The sequence below is a fragment of the Brevundimonas sp. FV1ye29L genome, assembly GCF_058681095.1.
Map to the genome: position 1 here is coordinate 1,138,744 of NZ_CM178730.1, position 17,370 is coordinate 1,156,113.

The 17,370-nt window shown below is 68.0% G+C and carries 11 protein-coding genes and 1 pseudogene; 5 read left to right on the forward strand and 7 right to left on the reverse strand.

Annotated elements, in window-relative coordinates:
* Positions 1-46: 46 nt before the first annotated feature.
* Positions 47-1,225 (reverse strand): citrate/2-methylcitrate synthase, encoded by a 1,179-nt coding sequence (locus tag ACW17W_RS05665; RefSeq protein ID WP_492079767.1) that lies wholly within the window; start codon positions 1,223-1,225, stop codon positions 47-49.
* 110 nt (positions 1,226-1,335) lie between these two features.
* Here ACW17W_RS05665 and ACW17W_RS05670 point away from each other — a divergent pair, with 110 nt between their 5' ends.
* The 4 genes from ACW17W_RS05670 to ACW17W_RS05685 are packed head-to-tail and all read left to right on the forward strand — an operon-like array spanning position 1,336 to position 6,561.
* Positions 1,336-3,510 (forward strand): TonB-dependent receptor, encoded by a 2,175-nt coding sequence (locus tag ACW17W_RS05670; RefSeq protein ID WP_492079768.1) that lies wholly within the window; start codon positions 1,336-1,338, stop codon positions 3,508-3,510.
* 12 nt (positions 3,511-3,522) lie between these two features.
* Entirely contained in the window at positions 3,523-4,875 is a 1,353-nt protein-coding gene (locus ACW17W_RS05675; RefSeq protein WP_492079769.1) for a CitMHS family transporter, read from the forward strand.
* A complete protein-coding gene (locus ACW17W_RS05680) occupies positions 4,872-6,254 on the forward strand; it encodes an acyclic terpene utilization AtuA family protein (protein ID WP_492079770.1) in 1,383 nt (460 codons plus the stop codon). The genes ACW17W_RS05675 and ACW17W_RS05680 overlap by 4 nt, the downstream gene beginning before the upstream one ends.
* 1 nt (position 6,255) lies before the next feature.
* Positions 6,256-6,561: a DUF4387 family protein gene (locus tag ACW17W_RS05685; RefSeq protein WP_492080267.1), complete on the forward strand. Its 306-nt coding sequence runs from the start codon at positions 6,256-6,258 to the stop codon at positions 6,559-6,561.
* 117 nt (positions 6,562-6,678) lie between these two features.
* Here ACW17W_RS05685 and ACW17W_RS05690 read toward each other — a convergent pair.
* From ACW17W_RS05690 to ACW17W_RS05715, 6 genes and pseudogenes are all read right to left on the reverse strand, one after another.
* A pseudogene (locus ACW17W_RS05690) lies at positions 6,679-8,583 on the reverse strand (glycoside hydrolase family 3 protein); the annotation flags it as partial.
* A gap of 80 nt (positions 8,584-8,663) precedes the next feature.
* The gene (locus tag ACW17W_RS05695; protein ID WP_492079771.1) at positions 8,664-10,193 is read right to left on the reverse strand and encodes an amidohydrolase family protein; all 1,530 of its coding nucleotides are present in this window, start codon (positions 10,191-10,193) and stop codon (positions 8,664-8,666) included.
* Between the two features lie 62 nt (positions 10,194-10,255).
* Positions 10,256-11,116: a fumarylacetoacetate hydrolase family protein gene (locus ACW17W_RS05700; RefSeq protein ID WP_492079772.1), complete on the reverse strand. Its 861-nt coding sequence runs from the start codon at positions 11,114-11,116 to the stop codon at positions 10,256-10,258.
* 48 nt (positions 11,117-11,164) lie between these two features.
* A complete protein-coding gene (locus tag ACW17W_RS05705) occupies positions 11,165-13,159 on the reverse strand; it encodes an acetoacetate--CoA ligase (protein ID WP_492079773.1) in 1,995 nt (664 codons plus the stop codon).
* A gap of 18 nt (positions 13,160-13,177) precedes the next feature.
* The gene (locus ACW17W_RS05710) at positions 13,178-14,491 is read right to left on the reverse strand and encodes an MFS transporter (RefSeq protein ID WP_492079774.1); all 1,314 of its coding nucleotides are present in this window, start codon (positions 14,489-14,491) and stop codon (positions 13,178-13,180) included.
* Positions 14,488-16,098, reverse strand: coding sequence for an FAD-dependent monooxygenase (locus tag ACW17W_RS05715; protein ID WP_492079776.1), 1,611 nt, complete (start codon positions 16,096-16,098; stop codon positions 14,488-14,490). The genes ACW17W_RS05710 and ACW17W_RS05715 overlap by 4 nt, the downstream gene beginning before the upstream one ends.
* A 195-nt stretch (positions 16,099-16,293) precedes the next feature.
* On the opposite strand from ACW17W_RS05715, the gene ACW17W_RS05720 reads away from it, so the two are divergent.
* Positions 16,294-17,217: a LysR substrate-binding domain-containing protein gene (locus tag ACW17W_RS05720; protein ID WP_492079777.1), complete on the forward strand. Its 924-nt coding sequence runs from the start codon at positions 16,294-16,296 to the stop codon at positions 17,215-17,217.
* Positions 17,218-17,370 lie beyond the last annotated feature (153 nt).

Consider the following 17,370-nt stretch of genomic DNA (forward strand, 5'->3'; position numbering starts at 1 on the left):
CGGCGTGTGCAACCCTCCGTGACGAGCCCGGACGAAGCCGGAGTCCCTACGCCGGCAAAGGTCCCACATAGGCGGTCTTGAGGGTCCGGGCGGCGGCGGGCTGGAGCATCGCTTCCTGCGCATGGGCGATCCAGCCGATGGTCCGCCCGATGGTGCCCAGCGCCAGCTCGTTGCCGGCAAGGCCGAGCCGCTGTCCCAGGAAGGTGAGGAGCACGATGATACCGGGCTCGCCCCGGGTCAGGTCGTAGACGACCTCCGTCGCCTTCACCAGGCGTTCGAACCGGGGATCGTTGCCGAGCACCGTCCGGCAGGCCGCCATGAGAGTGCGGGCGCGGCTGTCGCCTGAGGCGTGGATTGCCAGGGTTTCAAATCCAGGCAGGGGTTCAGCCGTGCGAAAACGTGAAATGACCGGTTCGGCCGGATCTTCGGCCGTCAGGATTTCGAAGACCAGGCGTCGCACGGCCTCGTACCGCTGGATCTTCTCCCTCTGACCGCTGCCGGCGACCAGCCCGACCAGAACGGCGGCATAGGGGGTCAGGCCCGTACAGGCCGCCGCGCGGACCGCATAGGTGGTCGCCGCGAACTCGTGGTCGGCGATCAGGACCAGGGCGCGGCGGACCAGGTCGGCCAGTTCGGGCGGGGCGCCCGCCGCCCGGGTGATGGTCTGGTCGATCGGATCGGACACCGGGCCGTCCATGCCCAGGGTGAGGGCGGTCATCCAGCGCAGGGCATCGGCTCCGGCGGCTGCGAACCCGGACGGCGAGAGGTCGAAGGCGCGGGGGTTGGCGCGCTCGATCAACGGCAGGAGCGCCATGGTCCGATCCTGCGGGGGGGAGGCGCGCAGGGCTTTGGTGATGGCCGCGAATCCCGCAGGCGTGTTGGGAAGGCGGGTGGTGAAGATGTCGTTCGCCGACGCCTGCCACAACAGGGCCGCCACCTCCTCGACCGAGGCGGTGTCCGCCAAGGCCACGACGTCTTGGCCTCGATAATAGGTGCCGGTCTCCGTCAGCAGGGTGATGCGGGTCGTGGGCGAACGCGCCTGCACCTCGGTCCCGGACGGGTCGAGCAGACCCAGGATGTCGGCGCGCCAGTAGCGACGGCGACGCGTCCCCGGCGTGGGGAAGGAGCGCAACCCCTTGCGGCTGACGTAGGAATAGAGGGTCGCGATCGAGACGCCCAGCGTATCGGCCGCCTCGGACGCCTCCATGTAAAGATCGTTCTCCATGAGCCCTTCTCCGAACATTGACGCCATTCGTCAAGATTGACGAACATTGATCAAGGATGTGTTCTCCCGATCAGGCGGTCGAAGAGCCGCACCACACAGGGAGAGATGTCATGGAGAAGGCGATCTTCGCCGCGCCGCTGGGTGCGGTGCTACTGGCGGCCTCGGCCGCGTCGGCGCAGGTCCAGTCAGGGCCCGGGCCCGCCGACCAGGCGGCCCCGTCGGTCGACGACGTGGTGGTGACGGCGCAGCGGCGCGCCCAGAACGTCCAGGACGTGCCGATCACGATGAACGTCTTCGGCGCCGAACAGGTGGAGCAGGCCCGGATCGTCGAGGTCAGCGACGTCGCCAATCGCACGGTGGGTCTGAATTTCGACGCCTTCCCGGCCAGCCAGCCGCGCCCGGCCGTGCGCGGCATCGGTTCGTCCGACCGCGGCGCGGCGGGCGACCCGTCCACCGCCGTCTTCGTCGACGAAATCTACATGGGTCGGCCGGCGGCCGTCGCCTTCGACGCCTTCGACGTGGAGCGCATCGAGGTGCTCAAGGGGCCCCAGGGCACGCTGTGGGGCAAGAACGTCGTCGGCGGCGCCCTGCACGTCGTCAACCGCCGCCCGAGCGTGAACGGCTTCGACGCCAGCGTGTCGGCGACCCTCGGCGACTACGACCGGCGTGAGGTCGCGGCCTATGTGAACCTGCCGCTGCACGAGACCCTGGCGGCGCGGGTCAGCGTCAGTTCGCGCCAGCACGACGGCTATGTCCGCAACCTCTTCCTCAACAATCGGGTCGAGGACGAGGATACCCGGAGCCTGCGCGCCCAGCTGCTGTTCGAGCCCAATGATCGCCTGACGATCCTGGCGTCCGCCGACGGTACGCGGAACCGGCAGACCCTGGGCGCGCGTCACACCATCGGCGTGGATCCGGGCAGTTCGAGCGCGGCGGTCTGGCGGCCCGGCATCGACCGGAACCGCGATGTCACCCGGATGGAGACGAACGGCTATGACGACCGCGACACCTACGGCATGCGGCTGAACCTCGACTATGACTTCGGCGGCGCCATCCTGTCCTATGTCGGCAGCTACCGCTGGCTGGACTACGATTCCTACGGCGACGGCGACGGGGGCAATCCCGCAACCAACCGCATCAACATCCAGGGCGGCCAGTTCGAGGAGACGAAGTTCTGGAGCCAGGAGTTGCGGCTGACCTCGCCGGCCGGACGCCGTCTGGGCTGGGTCACAGGGCTTTACCTCTATCACGCCGACACCACGCGGACCGACCTTCTGGTGCTGGACAGCCCGCCGGCGCCGTCGGGTGCGTTCCTCGCCCGCGACCAGTACGATCAGGCCAACGAGACCGACAGCGCGGCCGTGTTCGCCGACGTGACCTATGCCGTGACAGACCGGCTGAACGTCTTCGGCGGCCTGCGCTATTCGCAGGACGAGAAGGACTACGCCGTCTCGACCCGGGCCAGCACCGTCCTGGTACGGTCGACCAGCCGCTATGCGATCAACGCCCCGGATTCCTGGAACCAGACGACCTGGCGTCTGGGCGCGGACTATGACCTGTCCGACGACGTGATGGCCTATGGCCTGGTCTCGACGGGATTCAAAAGCGGCGGCTTCCAGGATACGCCCTCGACCCCGACCTCGGCCGCCACGCCGTTCGACGCCGAGATCGCCACCAACTACGAGATCGGGCTGAAAGCCCGGTGGTTCGACCGCACCCTGACCTTCAATCCCAGCCTGTTCTGGATCGACTACGACGACCTGCAGGTCCGGCGGACGGTCGGCTTCGACACCATCACGACCAACGCCGGGTCCGCGCGGATCCGCGGGGCCGAGCTGACGGTGTTGTGGGCCCCTGAAGGCGGCGTCTCGATCGGCGGGGCCTATGCCTACACCGATGCGCGCTTCGTCGATCTGGTCACGGGCGGGGCGGACCTCTCGGGCAACCGGCTGAACCGCAACCCGCGTCACAAGCTGTCGCTGTCGCCGGCCTACGAACACAGGATGGGCTCGGGGGCGAGCGTCTTCGGCGCGGTCGATCTGAACTACGAGAGCTTCATCTTCGACGACATCGACAACAACACGATCAACGTCCGGCCGGAACGCACCCTGGTCGACGCGCGCCTGGGCTATCGCAGCGCCGACGGGCGGTGGGAGCTGATCGGCTGGGGCAAGAACCTGACCGACGAGATCACCATCACCCACCAGTACATCCTGGCCGGAGGGCAGTTCGCCTACTACGGACCACCGAAGACCTACGGCGCGACCCTGCGCTGGCGCTACTGAAGAGAGCCCGTGGTGAACCCTTCGCTTCTCGCCTTCGCCGGGTTCGGCATGGTCGCCGTCTTCATGGCGCTGATCATGACCAGGCGACTCTCGGCCATCGTCGCCCTGATTCTGGTCCCCATCGTCGTTGCGCTTCTTTGCGGCTTCGGCATGGGGGTCGGGGGGATGATCGTCGAGGGGATCATCACCGTGGCGCCGACGGCGGCGGTCCTGATGTTCGCCGTCTTCTATTTCGGCATCATGATCGACGCGGGCCTGTTCGCCCCCCTGGTGCGACGCGTCCTGTCCCTGGTCGGGGGTGATCCCCGCAAGGTCGCCCTGGGCACGGCGGCGGTGGCGGCCATGGTGTCGCTCGACGGCGACGGGGCGACCACGGCTCTGGTGACCATCACCGCGTTCTTGCCGATCTATCGCCAACTCGGCATGAACCCGCTGATCCTGGCGGTGCTTCTCGGATCGTCGAACGCGATCATCAACATGGTGCCCTGGGGAGGGCCGCTGGCGCGTCTGGCGGCCGTGCTTCAGGTGGATCCCAATGCGATCTTCCTGCCCCTGATCCCGGTCATGATCGTGGGGCTGCTGGGTGTCGCGGGTATGGCCTGGCATCTGGGGACGCTCGAGCGGCGCCGTCTGGGCGTACAGGCCATCGACGCCACCGCCCATCTGGCGGACAGGGACGCCGCCGCGATCGCGCGTCCGCGCCTGTGGTGGGTGAACCTGATCCTGACATTGGCCGTCCTGACCGCCGCCATTCTGCGCCTTGCGCCCCTGCCGGTCGTCTTCATGGCCGGTCTGGCCCTGGCGATGACCATCAACTACCCGCGGCTGTCCGACCAGCGCGAGCGGCTGGCCGCCCACGCCCCGGCCGTGATGGGCATAGTCGTCCTGATCCTCGCCGCAGCCAGTTTCACCGGCGTCCTTGAGGGCGCCGGCATGGTCGCGGCGATGGGCGAGGGCTTCCTCCATGTGCTGCCGCCGTCCTGGGGCCCGCACCTGGGCGTCGTCACCGCTGTGGCCAGCGGTCCGATGACCTTCTTCCTGTCCAATGACGCCTTCTTCTTCGGCATTGTTCCGACCCTTGCCGAGGCCGGTCAGGCCTATGGCCTGGCGCCCGAGGAGATCGCCCGCGCCGCGCTGCTGGGCCAGACCGTCCATGTGCTCAGCCCGCTCGTCGCCGCCGTCTACCTCGTGGCCGGTCTGCTGAACGTCGACATCGGGGCCATGCAGCGGTTCGGCCTGAAATGGGCGGTCGGCCTCATGCTGTTGATGATCGTGGCTGCGGTCGCCTTCGGGGCCGTGCCTCTCGCCGGACGGGCCGTCTCGTCCGCGGCTTCGCCCGCCATTGTTTCCTCGAGTGCTCCATGACCGCCTCTTCCGACACCGTCGTCGTCGTGCCCGTCGGGGCCCTGGGGGCGGGCATCGACCCCGCTCATCTGGAGGCGGGTCTGGCGCCTGGCGCCCACGCCATCGCCCTGGACGCCGGGTCGACCGACAGCGGTCCCTCCTGCCTGGCCACCGGGATCTCCAAATACAGTCGTGAGGCGGTCAGGAGCGACCTTGCGCTGCTGATGGCGGCCCAGGCCAGATACGGCGTCCCGCTCCTGATCGGCAGCTGCGGCACCGCCGGCGGCGACGACGGCGTCGACTGGACCTGCGGGATCGCCATCGAGATCGCCGCCGAACTGGGCCTCAGGCCCCGCATCGCCGCCCTCTACTCCGAAATTCCCGGAGCGACGATCAAGGAGCGGATGCGGCAGGGCAGGGTGCGCCCCCTCCCGCCCCTGGGTCCGCTGGACGAGGCGACGGTCGACCGGTGCGCCCATATCGTCGGTCTGATGGGGCCGGAACCCTATATCGCGGCGCTGGAGGCCGGCGCCGACATCGTGCTGGGCGGGCGCACCACGGATACGGCGGTCATCGCCGCCGTGCCCCTGATGCGCGGCGCGGGCGCGGGCGCCGCCTGGCATGCGGGCAAGGTGTCCGAATGCGGGGGGCTCTGCACCGTGGACCCCACGGATGGCGGCGTGGTGGTGAGCGTCGGCGCCGATGCGTTCGAGATCTGGCCGATGAGCGAGCGCAATCGATGCGATGTCTACAGCGTCTCGTCGCATATGCTTTACGAGAACACCGACCCCTTCCGGCTGACCGAGCCGGGCGGCGTCCTGGACGTCTCGGCGGCGCGGTACGAGGCCCTCGATGCGCGCCGGGTGCGCGTCGAGGGCTCGGTGTTCGATCTCAAGCCCTATACGATGAAGCTGGAGGGCGCCGCGCTCGGTCCCTACCAGACCCTGATGTGGGTCGGGATCGCCGATCCGGACGTGCTTGAGAACGTGGATATGTTCGTCCGGGCTCTGCACGCCGCGCTCGTCGGCCGGGTCGAGCGGGTCATGGGTCTGTCTCGCGACGCCTTCGACATCTCGCTGCGGCCCTATGGCTGGAACGCGGTGTCGGGCCTGCCTGCGCCGCAAGGGACGGCGGCGCCGCGCGAGATCGGCCTGATGTTCGTGGCGACGGCCGACACCCAGGATCTGGCGACCCGCATCGCCCGGACCTGCAATCCCTACTTTTTCCACTTCCCGGTGCGTCGCGAGAAGGAGTTGCCCAGCTACGGCTTTCCCTTCTCTCCTGCGGAAGTCGAGCGCGGCCGGACCTATGAGTTCGTCCTCAACCACGTCGTTGAGACGACGGACGGACAGGAGTTGGTCCGGCGTCGATGGGTGGATCTGAACGGGGAAGTCGCCTGACATGACCAAGCTCCGCAACGCCGCCCGCTATGTGCGCTCCAAGGCCGCAGGCCCCTTCTGGATTACGGTCGATGTCTTCTTCCCCTCGCGCGAGGCGTTCGACGCGCACCGTGACGCCGACGGCCTGACCACCGCCGCCGTCGAGACCTGCCTGTCGCTCGAGCCGGGCACAGCCAGGCGGATCGACGTCCCCGATCTGGCCGTGATCAAGTTCGCCTATCCCCGGCGATTCCCGCAGGGCGGTGTAAGCGAACGCGACATGCATGGCGGACAACAGTTCGCGCCGCTGCTGGAACTGGAAGTTTAACCCTGGCGCGCGTCCCGGCAGGCCAGAGAGACCGGGTTGGCCTTGTCGCGCCAGCGCAATGCCCGCGCCCACAGGATAGAGCGGGTCAAGGCTGTCATCCGCTGCGGCGGGATCCTGCGCCTCCACGGCCGCCATGGACGAGGGCAGTTCGAACGGCAACCGCCCCTCGGCGACCGACCGCCCGGTGAAGACGTCGAGCAGAGCAGCGTCGCTGGCCCCGAAGTTCACGAGCAGGGCGGCGACCTTGTCGCGCACATTGGTGAGGATGGCGGGCCGGTCCATATAGATGCTCGCCACGACCGGCACGCCGGCGGCGGCGGCCCGCTTCAGGGCCTCGTAGTCCTCGTCCCCGTCGCGGAAGTCGATCCGGCCTTCGTTCTGGCGGCTGCCAAAGACGTGGAAAGGATGAAGCGTCTCGTGCGGCGTGGACATCCGCATCAGCGCGACATCCGCCTCCTCCAGCCGATCAACGACAGTGAATCCGCTCGCCTGCACCGCCTCTGCGGACAGTCCGTGAATGAAGACCTTCAATCCGGGGCGGAGCGGAAGAAGGCCGCGGTTTTCGAGCAGCACCTGGGCCCGGCGCTGAACGGCGTCGGCCGCGGCGACGAAGCGCGAATTGCCGGCCACCTGCCCGGCATTGATCGGGTCGACGAACGGATTGTCAAAGAGCCCCAGACGGAACTTGACCAGCAACACCCGCCGAACCGACTCGTCCAGCCGTGACTCGGGCACGCGTCCCCCGCGAACGGCGGCGATCAGATGCTGCGGCTCATCCGTGCCGCCGAACTGATCGATCCCGGCGGCAAGGCCCGCTTCGAACCGTTCGCCGACGGTCTTGTCCTCGAGTCCCCACGGCATGCCGATCTCGCGGGGTGTCTGCTGACGGCTCGGCGCCCGGCATTCATCGTTGCAGTCATTGGTGATGTCCCAGTCCGAGATCACCAGACCCTGGAATCCATGCGTGTCGCGCAGAAGATCGTGCGTGATCTGCCGACTGAAGCCGACGCCGACCGGCTCAAGCGCCTGGCCGTCGATCGTGACGCCTTCGATGATCGTGTAGGAGGGCATTACCGCCCCGGCCTTGACGGCGAAGGCTCCCCGAAAGGCCGCGACATGCTCGGCGAAGGTGTCGTTGTCCAGACGCGAGATCCGGCCGTAGTAGTTGTGGCCATCGAACCCGCCCGGTTCGGCTCCATACCCGACCCAGTGTTTCACGATGGCCATCACGCCATCCGGCTCAAGCCCGTCGGCTCCGTGCTGGAAGCCTTCGACGTAGGCCTGGATGAGGGCGCTGACCGTCTCTGCGTTCGAGCCGAACGTCCCGGTCTGGCGAGGCCAGAGCGGTTCCGTCGCGAGGTCCGCCTGGGGCATGCCGGCATGGATGCCGACCGCCCGATACTCCTGCCGCGCCGCGTCGGCGAAGGCGCGGACGATGTCGGGGTCGCCCAGCGCGCCGAACCCCAGGGCGTCCGGCCACCGGGAGAAGCCGTCAGGGGCCGACGTGGCGCCGACCACATACTGGAAATGGCTTCGCGGGTCGGTGCTGATCAGCAGCGGAATGCCCAGGCGACCGGTCTCGGCCAGGGCCTGGGCCTCATTGTTCTGCTCGGCGAAAAGGCGCGGCGGCAGGGACTGTCGGGTCAGGAGGCTGGTGATCTTGCGCGTCACGATGAGGTCGGCGGCGGCCTCGAAATCATAGGAGGGCGACGGCAGGCCGTAGCGGCCGAACGGCGCGGGCGCGGTGCTCGGCAGCGTCGCATGCAACATCGCGCCGGCTTTTTCCTCCAGCGTCATCCGCGACAGCAGGTCTTCCGTCCTCTGTTCCGGCGTCAGCCGCCAGTCTTCGTAAGGCTCCAGGGCGCCGCTCCGATCGAGATCCCGGAACCGCTCGCCGTTCAGGGTCAGCACGGGAATAGCCCGGGTGGAGATCTGCGCCCCCGCATGCGCGACAGAGGTCAGGCTCGCGACCGTCAACACCGCGACGGAGGTGAAGGTGACGACCAGATGGATCCTGGACATGGAGCGAACCTTTGGAGGATGACCGGAGCAAGAGGCGAGGTGGGGCCGATGGGGAAGGGACAAGGCGTCAGGCTCGCCGCCTAGCGCAGGTCGCCCCGCGCCGCCTCCACGCGCGCCTTGAGCGCCGCCAGGTCGCCGGCCGAATAGTAGAAACCGGCCCGCACGACTCCGGAAATACGCCTGAGATTCCGCGCGTCCTCGACCGGGTTGGCGTCGAGGATCACGAGGTCGGCGTTCCGGCCCGGCGTCACGGTCCCCATGGTGCTCGTCCGGCCGAGGAAGCGCGCCGCATTGAGGGTCGTCATCTGCAGGATGCCGAGCGGCGGGATGCCGGCTCTGGCGAGTTCCTCGAACTCCTGCTGCATCGACTGGCCCGGCACTGCGGCGTCGCCGCCGTCGGTGCCCGCCATCATGGGCACGCCAGCGTCGTGGAACAGCCTGGTCAACGCCAGCTGGCGGCCGTAGGCCGAGTGATAGGTCGCAAGGGTCTCGGCCGGAAGCGCGCGAAACGTATCCGTCGCGGCCCTCCAGGTCTTGATATGGTCCTCCGGCATGAAGGCCAGCGCCGGGTCCGTCTGATAGGCCGGGTCGTCAGCCAGATACTGGGTCCGGAGCCGGACCAGGGTGGGCGTCTGCCATGTGCCGTCAGCGGCGAAGCGCGCCGCCAGGGCCTTGCACCTGTCCTCGCTGTAGGTGTCGAAGGCGCGCTGCAGACGCGCGACGTCGACCGGGTCGGCGAAGGCCGCCGGATTGACCAGCCGCGTCATGAGCCGCTTCATGATGAACCGCTGAACGAAGCCCGGAAGCTGGAAGGGCGGCGCCTTGATGAGGGGGCGGGCGGCGGCTTCGGCGAGCAGCGCCGGCGCTTCGGTCGAGCAGCCGATCCAGATCGTGTCGCCGGGGCCGAGATGTTCGACAGCGTGGAAACCCGCGTCGGCGGCCTGCCGGGGATCGACTCCTTCCTGAAGGTGGCCGACGATGGGCAGGCCGACCTTCTCCGCCTCGTCGATCGCGGCGAAGAAGATCGCGGGCGTCGCGATCGCCATCTTGATGAAGTCGGCGCCGTCCGCCGCCTGCCGGCGGACGAGGGCGCGGACCGCGTCCGGGGATCGCGCATTGAACGGCGTGATCACGTCGCTCGGCATCGTCAACAGGGCGGGGGCCTCCTGGCCGATCGGAAGCCGGCCCTCGCGCCGCGCCCGGAGCAACTCGGCCGAGCCCGACATCTGACGAAAGCCGGTCACGCCCTCTGTCAGCATGAGCGCCAGCTCGCCGGCCGGATTTTCCGGTCCCAGGGCGTGGTGGTGCATATTGTTGTAGCCGGGAACGACGAACTTTCCCGTGGCGTCGATGTGAACGACTGCGGGATCCGACGACGGGCTCGATGTCGGGGCGACGCCGACGATCCGCCCTCCGTCCATCAGCACGCTCATGTTCGGGGTGAGGTCGCCGGTCTCGGTGCTGACCACCGTCACGCCGTCGAGGGACAGCTTGCCCGCGACGGGCAAGGGCGTGACCGCAGGCTGTTGCGCCGCGCAGCCCAGCAGCCCGGCGATCAGGCCCAGGGTCGTGAAAATCGCCCCCGCTCGCGCCGTGCGGCGCTGTCTCACAGTGTGCCTGCCTGCCATGATCTTCCGCTCCCTTTCCCGGTCCGGTCTTTCGCAGCCGTCGGCTAGCCGCGGGCGACGACTCTGTTTTCGATGGCGCCGATGCCGTCGATCTCACAGCGGACCACATCGCCCGGCTGGAGGAAGACGGGCGGCTGCATGCCCGCGCCGACGCCTTCCGGGGTGCCGGTGCAGAGGAGATCGCCGGATTCGAGGGTCATGGCCGTGGAGAGATAGGCGATCTGGGCCCAGATGGAGTTGACCATCTGACCCGTGTCGCTCGATTGCCGGATCTCGCCGTTGACGATGCAGCGCAGCTTCAAGGCATGCGGATCGGCGATTTCATCGGCCGTCACGATCCAGGGTCCGATCGGTCCGTGGGTGTCGAACGACTTGCCGATCATGAAGGTCGGCGAATGCATCTGCCAGTCGCGGGCAGAGATGTCGTTGGCGACCATATAGCCGAACACATGGCTCCGGGCGTCGGTCTCGCTGACGGACTTGGCGGGCCGGCCGATGACGACGCAGAGCTCCACCTCGTAGTCCAGCTTCCCGGTCACACCCGGATCGGTGTCGTCATAGGGGCCGGCGATGCAACTGGTCTGTTTGTTGAACCAGAACTGCTGCCTGGGTTCGGCGACGCCCAACCGTTCGGCCTCGACGATGTGCTTGCGGTAGTTCATGCCGATCGCGAGGTATTTCCCGGGGTGTTCGACGGGCGCGAGCAACCGGACGCCTTCCAGAGGGATGGTCCCGGTCGCCGCGCTCACGTGGCTGGCCACGATCGCGAGCGCATCGGCGCCGCCGGCGATGATCGACATCATCGTCGGAAACCGGTCCCCCAGGGCGTCCAGCGGAACGAAGGCGTCATCGCGGAGCACGCCAAGCCGGGAGACTCCGGCCTCTTCAAATCGCAGCAACTTCATTGGACGTCTTCCTTGCGCGGCATCAACTGCCGGTTGGCGGGCGCCGGCTCAGACTGACCGGCCGTGTTTCTGGATGAAGTCCGCCGCCATCGCCTGATAGGCGGCCAGACATTCGGGGTTCGTCATGGCGGAGACGTCGAGAACCTTTTCGACCTCGGCGCCCTCGAACAGGCGTTTGATCGGCAGCTCCTGCTTCTTGGATGACAGGGTGCGCGGAATCGCCGGGACCGCGATGATCCGGTCCGGCACAAAGCGGGGGGACAAGGCGTCGCGGATCGCCTTGCGGACTGTCGCCTCCAGCTCGGTGGACATGGCGACGCCGGCTGCCGGTACCAGGAAGAGCAGGAGCTGACTGTCGCCGTCACGGACGCGAACGTCGATCACCATCGCGTCCGCCACCTCATCCAGCCGCTCGACAGCGGAGTAGATTTCGCTCGTCCCCATCCGGTGTCCGCCACGATTGATCGTGGCGTCGCTGCGCCCGAAGATTTCGCACGTGCCGTCGGCCTCCAGCCGGATCCAGTCCCCGTGGCGCCAGACGCCGGGGAATTTGTCGAAATAGGAGTCGCGGTAGCGGGAGCCGTCCGTGTCGCCCACGAGATAGAGCGGCATGGAGGGGAGGGGGCGGGTGCAGACCAGTTCGCCGACCTTGTCGATCACGGCGCGACCGTCTTCGTCCCAGGCTTCGACGGCGGCCCCCAGCTGGCGGCATTGCAGCTTGCCGGGGGCGGGCGTCAGGTTCGGATTGCCGGTGCAGAAGGCGCCGCAGATGTCGGTCCCGCCCGAACTGTTGAACCACCAGAGTTCAGGACGACCCAGAGCCTCCGACATGCCGGTCTGAACGTCCGCCGACAGCGGCGAGGCCGTGCTGCCCAGGGCCCGGAGTGCGGCAAGGTCGCCCACATCCCGGAAGTCGACGCCCGACTTGAGGCAAAGGGTATAGAACTGGGCGCCGGAGCCGAAGAAGGTCACCTTGTTGCGGGCCGCGAACCGCCAGAGCTGCCCCCAGTCGGGCGCGTCGCGCGGGCCGGTCGGGCTGCCGTCGAAGATGCAGATCGTCGTCCCGCCCAGGAGCCCCGCGATCTGGGCGTTCCACATCATCCAGCCGGTCGAGCTGAACCAGTGAAACCGTTCGCCGAAGGTGCGCCCGGCGTAGCTTGGGCCTATGTCCATGTGCAGACGCCCGGCGGCCGCAGTCAGCAGGATGCCGCCGTGTCCGTGGACCAGGGCCTTGGGCTTTCCGGTAGTGCCGCTGGAGTAGAGGATCCAGAGCGGGTGGTCGAAGGGGACCCAGTCGGGTTCGAACGCGGCGACGGCCGGATCGTCCACGGTTGTCAGGTCTGCGAAGGACAGCGTCCCGGCGATCGCGCCATCGACGAGCCCCGACCCGATAACGATGAGATGCTCGACAGTCGGGAGTGATCTCCGCAGCTGGGCGACGGTCTCGCGTCGATCCAGCACCTTTCCTGCGTAGTAGACCGCGTCTGTCGCGATCAGGACCCTGGGTTCGATCTGCTGGAAGCGGTCGAGGATGGCGGGCGCGCCCATATCGGGCGCGCAGACACTCCACACCGCGCCGATGGAGGCGGTGGCGAGGAAGGCGACGATGGCCTCCGGCCGGTTCGGCAGATAGGCGCAGACACGGTCGCCGGAGACCACGCCCAGACGGCGCAGGCACAGGGCCAGGGAGGCGACCTGCCGTTCCAGCGTCGGCCAGTCCAGCGTGCCCGCCGCACCCCGTTCGTCCTCGGCGATGATGGCGGACTGACCCGCCGCATGCGCCCCGGCGACGTGCCGAAGCACCTGACGGGCATAGTTCACCCGTGTCCCCGGAAACCAGACCGCGCCGGGCATGGCGTCCTCGGCGAGCGCGACCGTCGGCGGTTCGGGCGACTGGATGGCGTCGAACCTCCAGAGACTGGTCCAGAACTCCGACGCCTGCTCCACCGACCAGCGGTGCAGGCTTTCAAAATCCGCGAAAGCCAGACCGGACTCGCGTTCAAGCCAGGCGGTGTATTCGTCTATCGCTGAGGTGATTGGCATCGGCTGGCTCCCTGCGGCTCAGGACGGCAGGGTCTGCACGCGGCGTGCGAGCACGACGGCGGCGAGAAGGGCGCAGACGGCGAAGGCCGCCGAGACTTCGGCCCGGCCCCACCCCGCCCCGAACAGGGCGCCGGCGAGCGCCGGGGCGATGGCGCTGGAGATCCGTCCAACCCCGCTGATGAAGCCGCTGCCGGACGCCCGCCCCTCGTCAGAAAAGCTGATGGCGAGCGTGGCGTAGAGCCCCGCTGTTCCGGCGAACAGGAAGAAGCCGCAGGCCGCCGCCACGGCGACCAGAACGCCGAACTGGGCCGGGGCGAAGCCGAAGGCCGCGATGGCGACGCCCAGACCCGACATCATGATCACCGTCAGCCGGCGCACGCCCAGCGCTCCGCCCAGCAGGCCGAAAACGACCCCGCCGGCGACGCCGACGAGGTTCGCTGCAAGCGCCGCGACACTGGCTCTGGAGGGATCGAACCCGGCGTCCGCCACCATCTGCGGCAGCCAGCTCAGGGTGTAGTAGGCGACCGCCGAATAGAGGAAACCGGCCAGGGAGAGCTGGATCGTGATCGCGCGCGGCTGGCCGGAGAGGATGAGCGCATAGCCGCGACGCGCAGCCTCCGGCCGAAGCGGCAAGTGGTCGAGGGCCGTTTGCCGGAGCCGGCCAAGGAGACGGTTCAACGTCTGCAGCGCGTCGGTTTTGCGGCTGGCGGCGAGGAAGGCGGGCGACTCGGGCAGCAGCAAGGCGACGAGGGGAAAGAGGATCGCGGCCGCCCCCGCGCCGATCAGAAAGATCGTCGGCCAGGCGGACGCCTTGAGGACGATCGCCGCGAGCACGGCGCCGATCACCCCGCCGACGGGGTAGCCCATGGCCATCAGGGACATGGCCAGAGGACGCCGGCGGGCGTTGGCGAACTCGGCCGCGATCGGGTTGATGACGGCGACGCAGGCGCCGATGCCCAGACCGGTCAGGACCCGCCATGCCGCCATCTCCGGCACGGTCCCGGCGAACGCGGTCAGCAGAGAGCCCAGGCCCATCAGGCCCACCGCCAGAAGGATCAGCTTGCGGCGACCAAACAGATCGGCCAGAGGCGCGAGACAGAAGGCGCCGAGCGCCATCCCCGCCAGTCCGCTGGCGAGCACGATCCCCAGCGCGCCCTTGCCGACGCCCCAGGCGGCCGAGATCGCCGGGGCCGCGAAGGTCGCCGACAGCACGTCATATCCATCCAGCGCCGACAGGGCGACCGTGATGGCGATCGCGCCCACCTGGACCTGACTCATCGGGGCCTCGTCAATCCGGCTCCGCAGCTCTTCCGGCGATATGGCGGCGCTCATGCGGCCGCCCGCTTCTGATCGAGCGCCGTCACCCGCCCAAGGACGGATGTCCAGACGTCGCCGCGCCATGCGACGTGCTGGTCGGGACGGACGAGAGCGAGGTCCGCGCCGTACAGGGTCTTGATCGGCACGCCGGCGGGACGAACCACCGTCAGAGGCACGCCGAGGGCCGTCGCATCATCCTGCGCCTTCCAGATATCCGCGTCCGCCGCGAGGTCGCTGGCGATGAGCGTGAACCCGGAGCCGAAGGCGTCATAGAGCGAGCGACCGTCTTCCATCCAGGCGTGCGGGGCCAGCTGTCCCGGTCGCGCCGAAGGGTGATAGGTCTCCCCATCGCGAACCGGCCGGGGCGTTCCGTCCTCGACGATAATCGGCGAGGTCTCGTAGCCAAGACCCAGGACGGCGCCCAGGGTGTAAAACTCACGGCCCTTCGTCGCCTGGATCATGGCGCCGACCCTGGAGCGGATGGCCTGGCCTTGCGGCGTCGCGTCCTCCAGACCCGAAGGGAATTCGGCGGCGACGATCGCATGGTTGGCCATGGCTTCCGCCAGAACCGCCTTGTGGACGGGGCGTCGCTCGGCCTCATAGCTGTCGAGCAACTCGGGTCCGCCCCAGCCCTGAAGAACGGCGGCGATCTTCCAGCCAAGATCGACCGCGTCGCCGACGCCCATGTTCATGCCATAGCCGCCGAAGGGCGGATGAAGGTGGGCGGCGTCCCCCGCGAGGAAGATCCTCCCGTCGCGATAGGCGTCCGCCAGCAGTTCGCTGGCCACCCAGGCGTCGGCGCTCAGGATTTCGTAGGGCAGGTCGACGCCCGTACGTTGAACAATCAGGGCGGCGGCCTCCGCCGGCGACAGCGTCTGGCCTTCCGCCAGACCGGAGCCGAAGAACCAGACGTCGTCCTTGTCCATCGGCCCGACAGCGCTGACCCCGTTGACGCCGACCTGCCAGTAGACGACGGCGGGACCATGCGTGTGGGCCTGGGCCAGGCCCGGCGCGCGGAAGATGATGTTGGAGTGCCGCGAGAGCCCATAGGTCCCCACCATCGTCGCGCCGATGAGATCGCGCACGAGGCTTCGCGCGCCGTCCGCGCCGATCAGGTAGCGGGCGCGAATCGAGCGGGTCCCGGCCCCATCAACCTCGATCGTCGCCGTCACACCCCCGGCGTCCTGAACGGCTGTCGCCAAACTCACTCCAAACCTCAGGTCCACCGTCGGCAGCGAGGACGCGTGTTCGAGCAGCACTTTTTCCAGGGTGTACTGGGGGATCCACTGGGCGTGTTCGGGGTAGTCGTCGGACGTTTCCGGCGATGCGTTGAAGGCATTGGAAAAGCTCGCCAGGCGATCGCCTGTCAGACGCGTGACGAACACCATGTCGTTGGGATAGTCGATGCCGAACGGTGACGCCTCGGCCAGCTTGTCGGCGATGCCCCAACGACGCAGATGGGTGCGGGTGCGGACATTGGTCGTCTTGGCGCGCGGGGCTGAGCCGGTCCGGGCATTGCGCTCCACGAGCGTCGCCCGCACGCCGCGCATGCCCAGTTCGATGGCGAGCGACAGCCCGACAGGACCCGCGCCGACGATCAGGACGTCCGTGTCGATTTCCATTGTGTCTCACTCCCCAACACACTGTCCGCGCTTCTGACGAGAGCGGTTCACCCACCGACCGCCGCGATGGGACAGCCGCTTCTACGGCGGGGTCGGGGCAATGGGGCGATGGCGGCTCGACGGCTCTGATCACCATTTGGTATCGTAAGCCGGTGAACCGGACCTGTTTGGGTTCGCAGGACGACGGAGCCCGCGATGAAACTGATCCATCTGCGCGATGTCATCGCGGTGGCGGAATGCGGCAGCCTTCGCGCGGCAGGTCGGCATCTCAACATCGCCCAACCGGCGATCACCCGCAGCATCCACGAGATCGAACAGGAACTTGGCGTCTCCCTGTTCGAACGCTACGCCCGGGGGGTGCGACCCACCGCCATGGGCCGCGCCTTTCTCCGTCGCGCGAAATCGATCGAGAGCGACCTGCGACGGGCCGCAGAAGAGATCGAACAGATGAAGGGGCTGGCGACCGGACAGGTCTCGGTCGCGATGTCCAGCGCGTCGAGCCTGGCGCTCATGCCGTCGGCGGTCGCCAATTTCCGCAAACGCTATGCGGACGGCCTTCTGAAAATCTCCGAAGCCATGTTCCAGGCCGTCGAACCGGAGGTGCTGGATGGAACGATCGACTTCTACGTCGGGCCGATCGATCCGAACGTGTCGACCACCCAGTTGCACGTCGAAAAGCTGTTCGACATCGAACGGGTGGTGGCGGCGCGCAAGGGTCACCCCCTGGCCAAGGCCAGGAGCCTGCGCGAACTGACCGACGCGCGGTGGGTTCGACCGACGTCCTCGATGCGAAGCACGGAAGCGGACTTCGTCAGCATGTTCCCGGATCTGGGCCTGGACCCGCCGAACATCGTCATGCATGCGCATTCGACCCTCATCACCGTGGTCACCCTGGCGAACTCCGATCTTTTGACCATCATCCCGCAGCCCTGCGTGGAGATGCCCCCGACGGCGGACTCGCTGGTGGCGCTGGATCTCGTCGAGCGCTTTCCGCCGGTGGGGGTCTCAATTGTTCGTCGTCACGACATGCCGTTGACCCCGATGGCCGAGTATCTCTGCGATATGATCCGCCGCGCCGGCGGTCACTACGCCGCCCGCATAGCGAAGAGGGCGACCTGAGGTGGGCGATACCCTTATTCTATCGGCGAGCATGAAGGGCCATCGGTTCAAGATCGGCCAGGCGTTTTAAATCCCTCCCGGGCGATCATCGAACGACCGTCCGTATTCCAAGACAGCCAGCCGGCCGCGGGGTCGGAACTGGCGGGAAACATG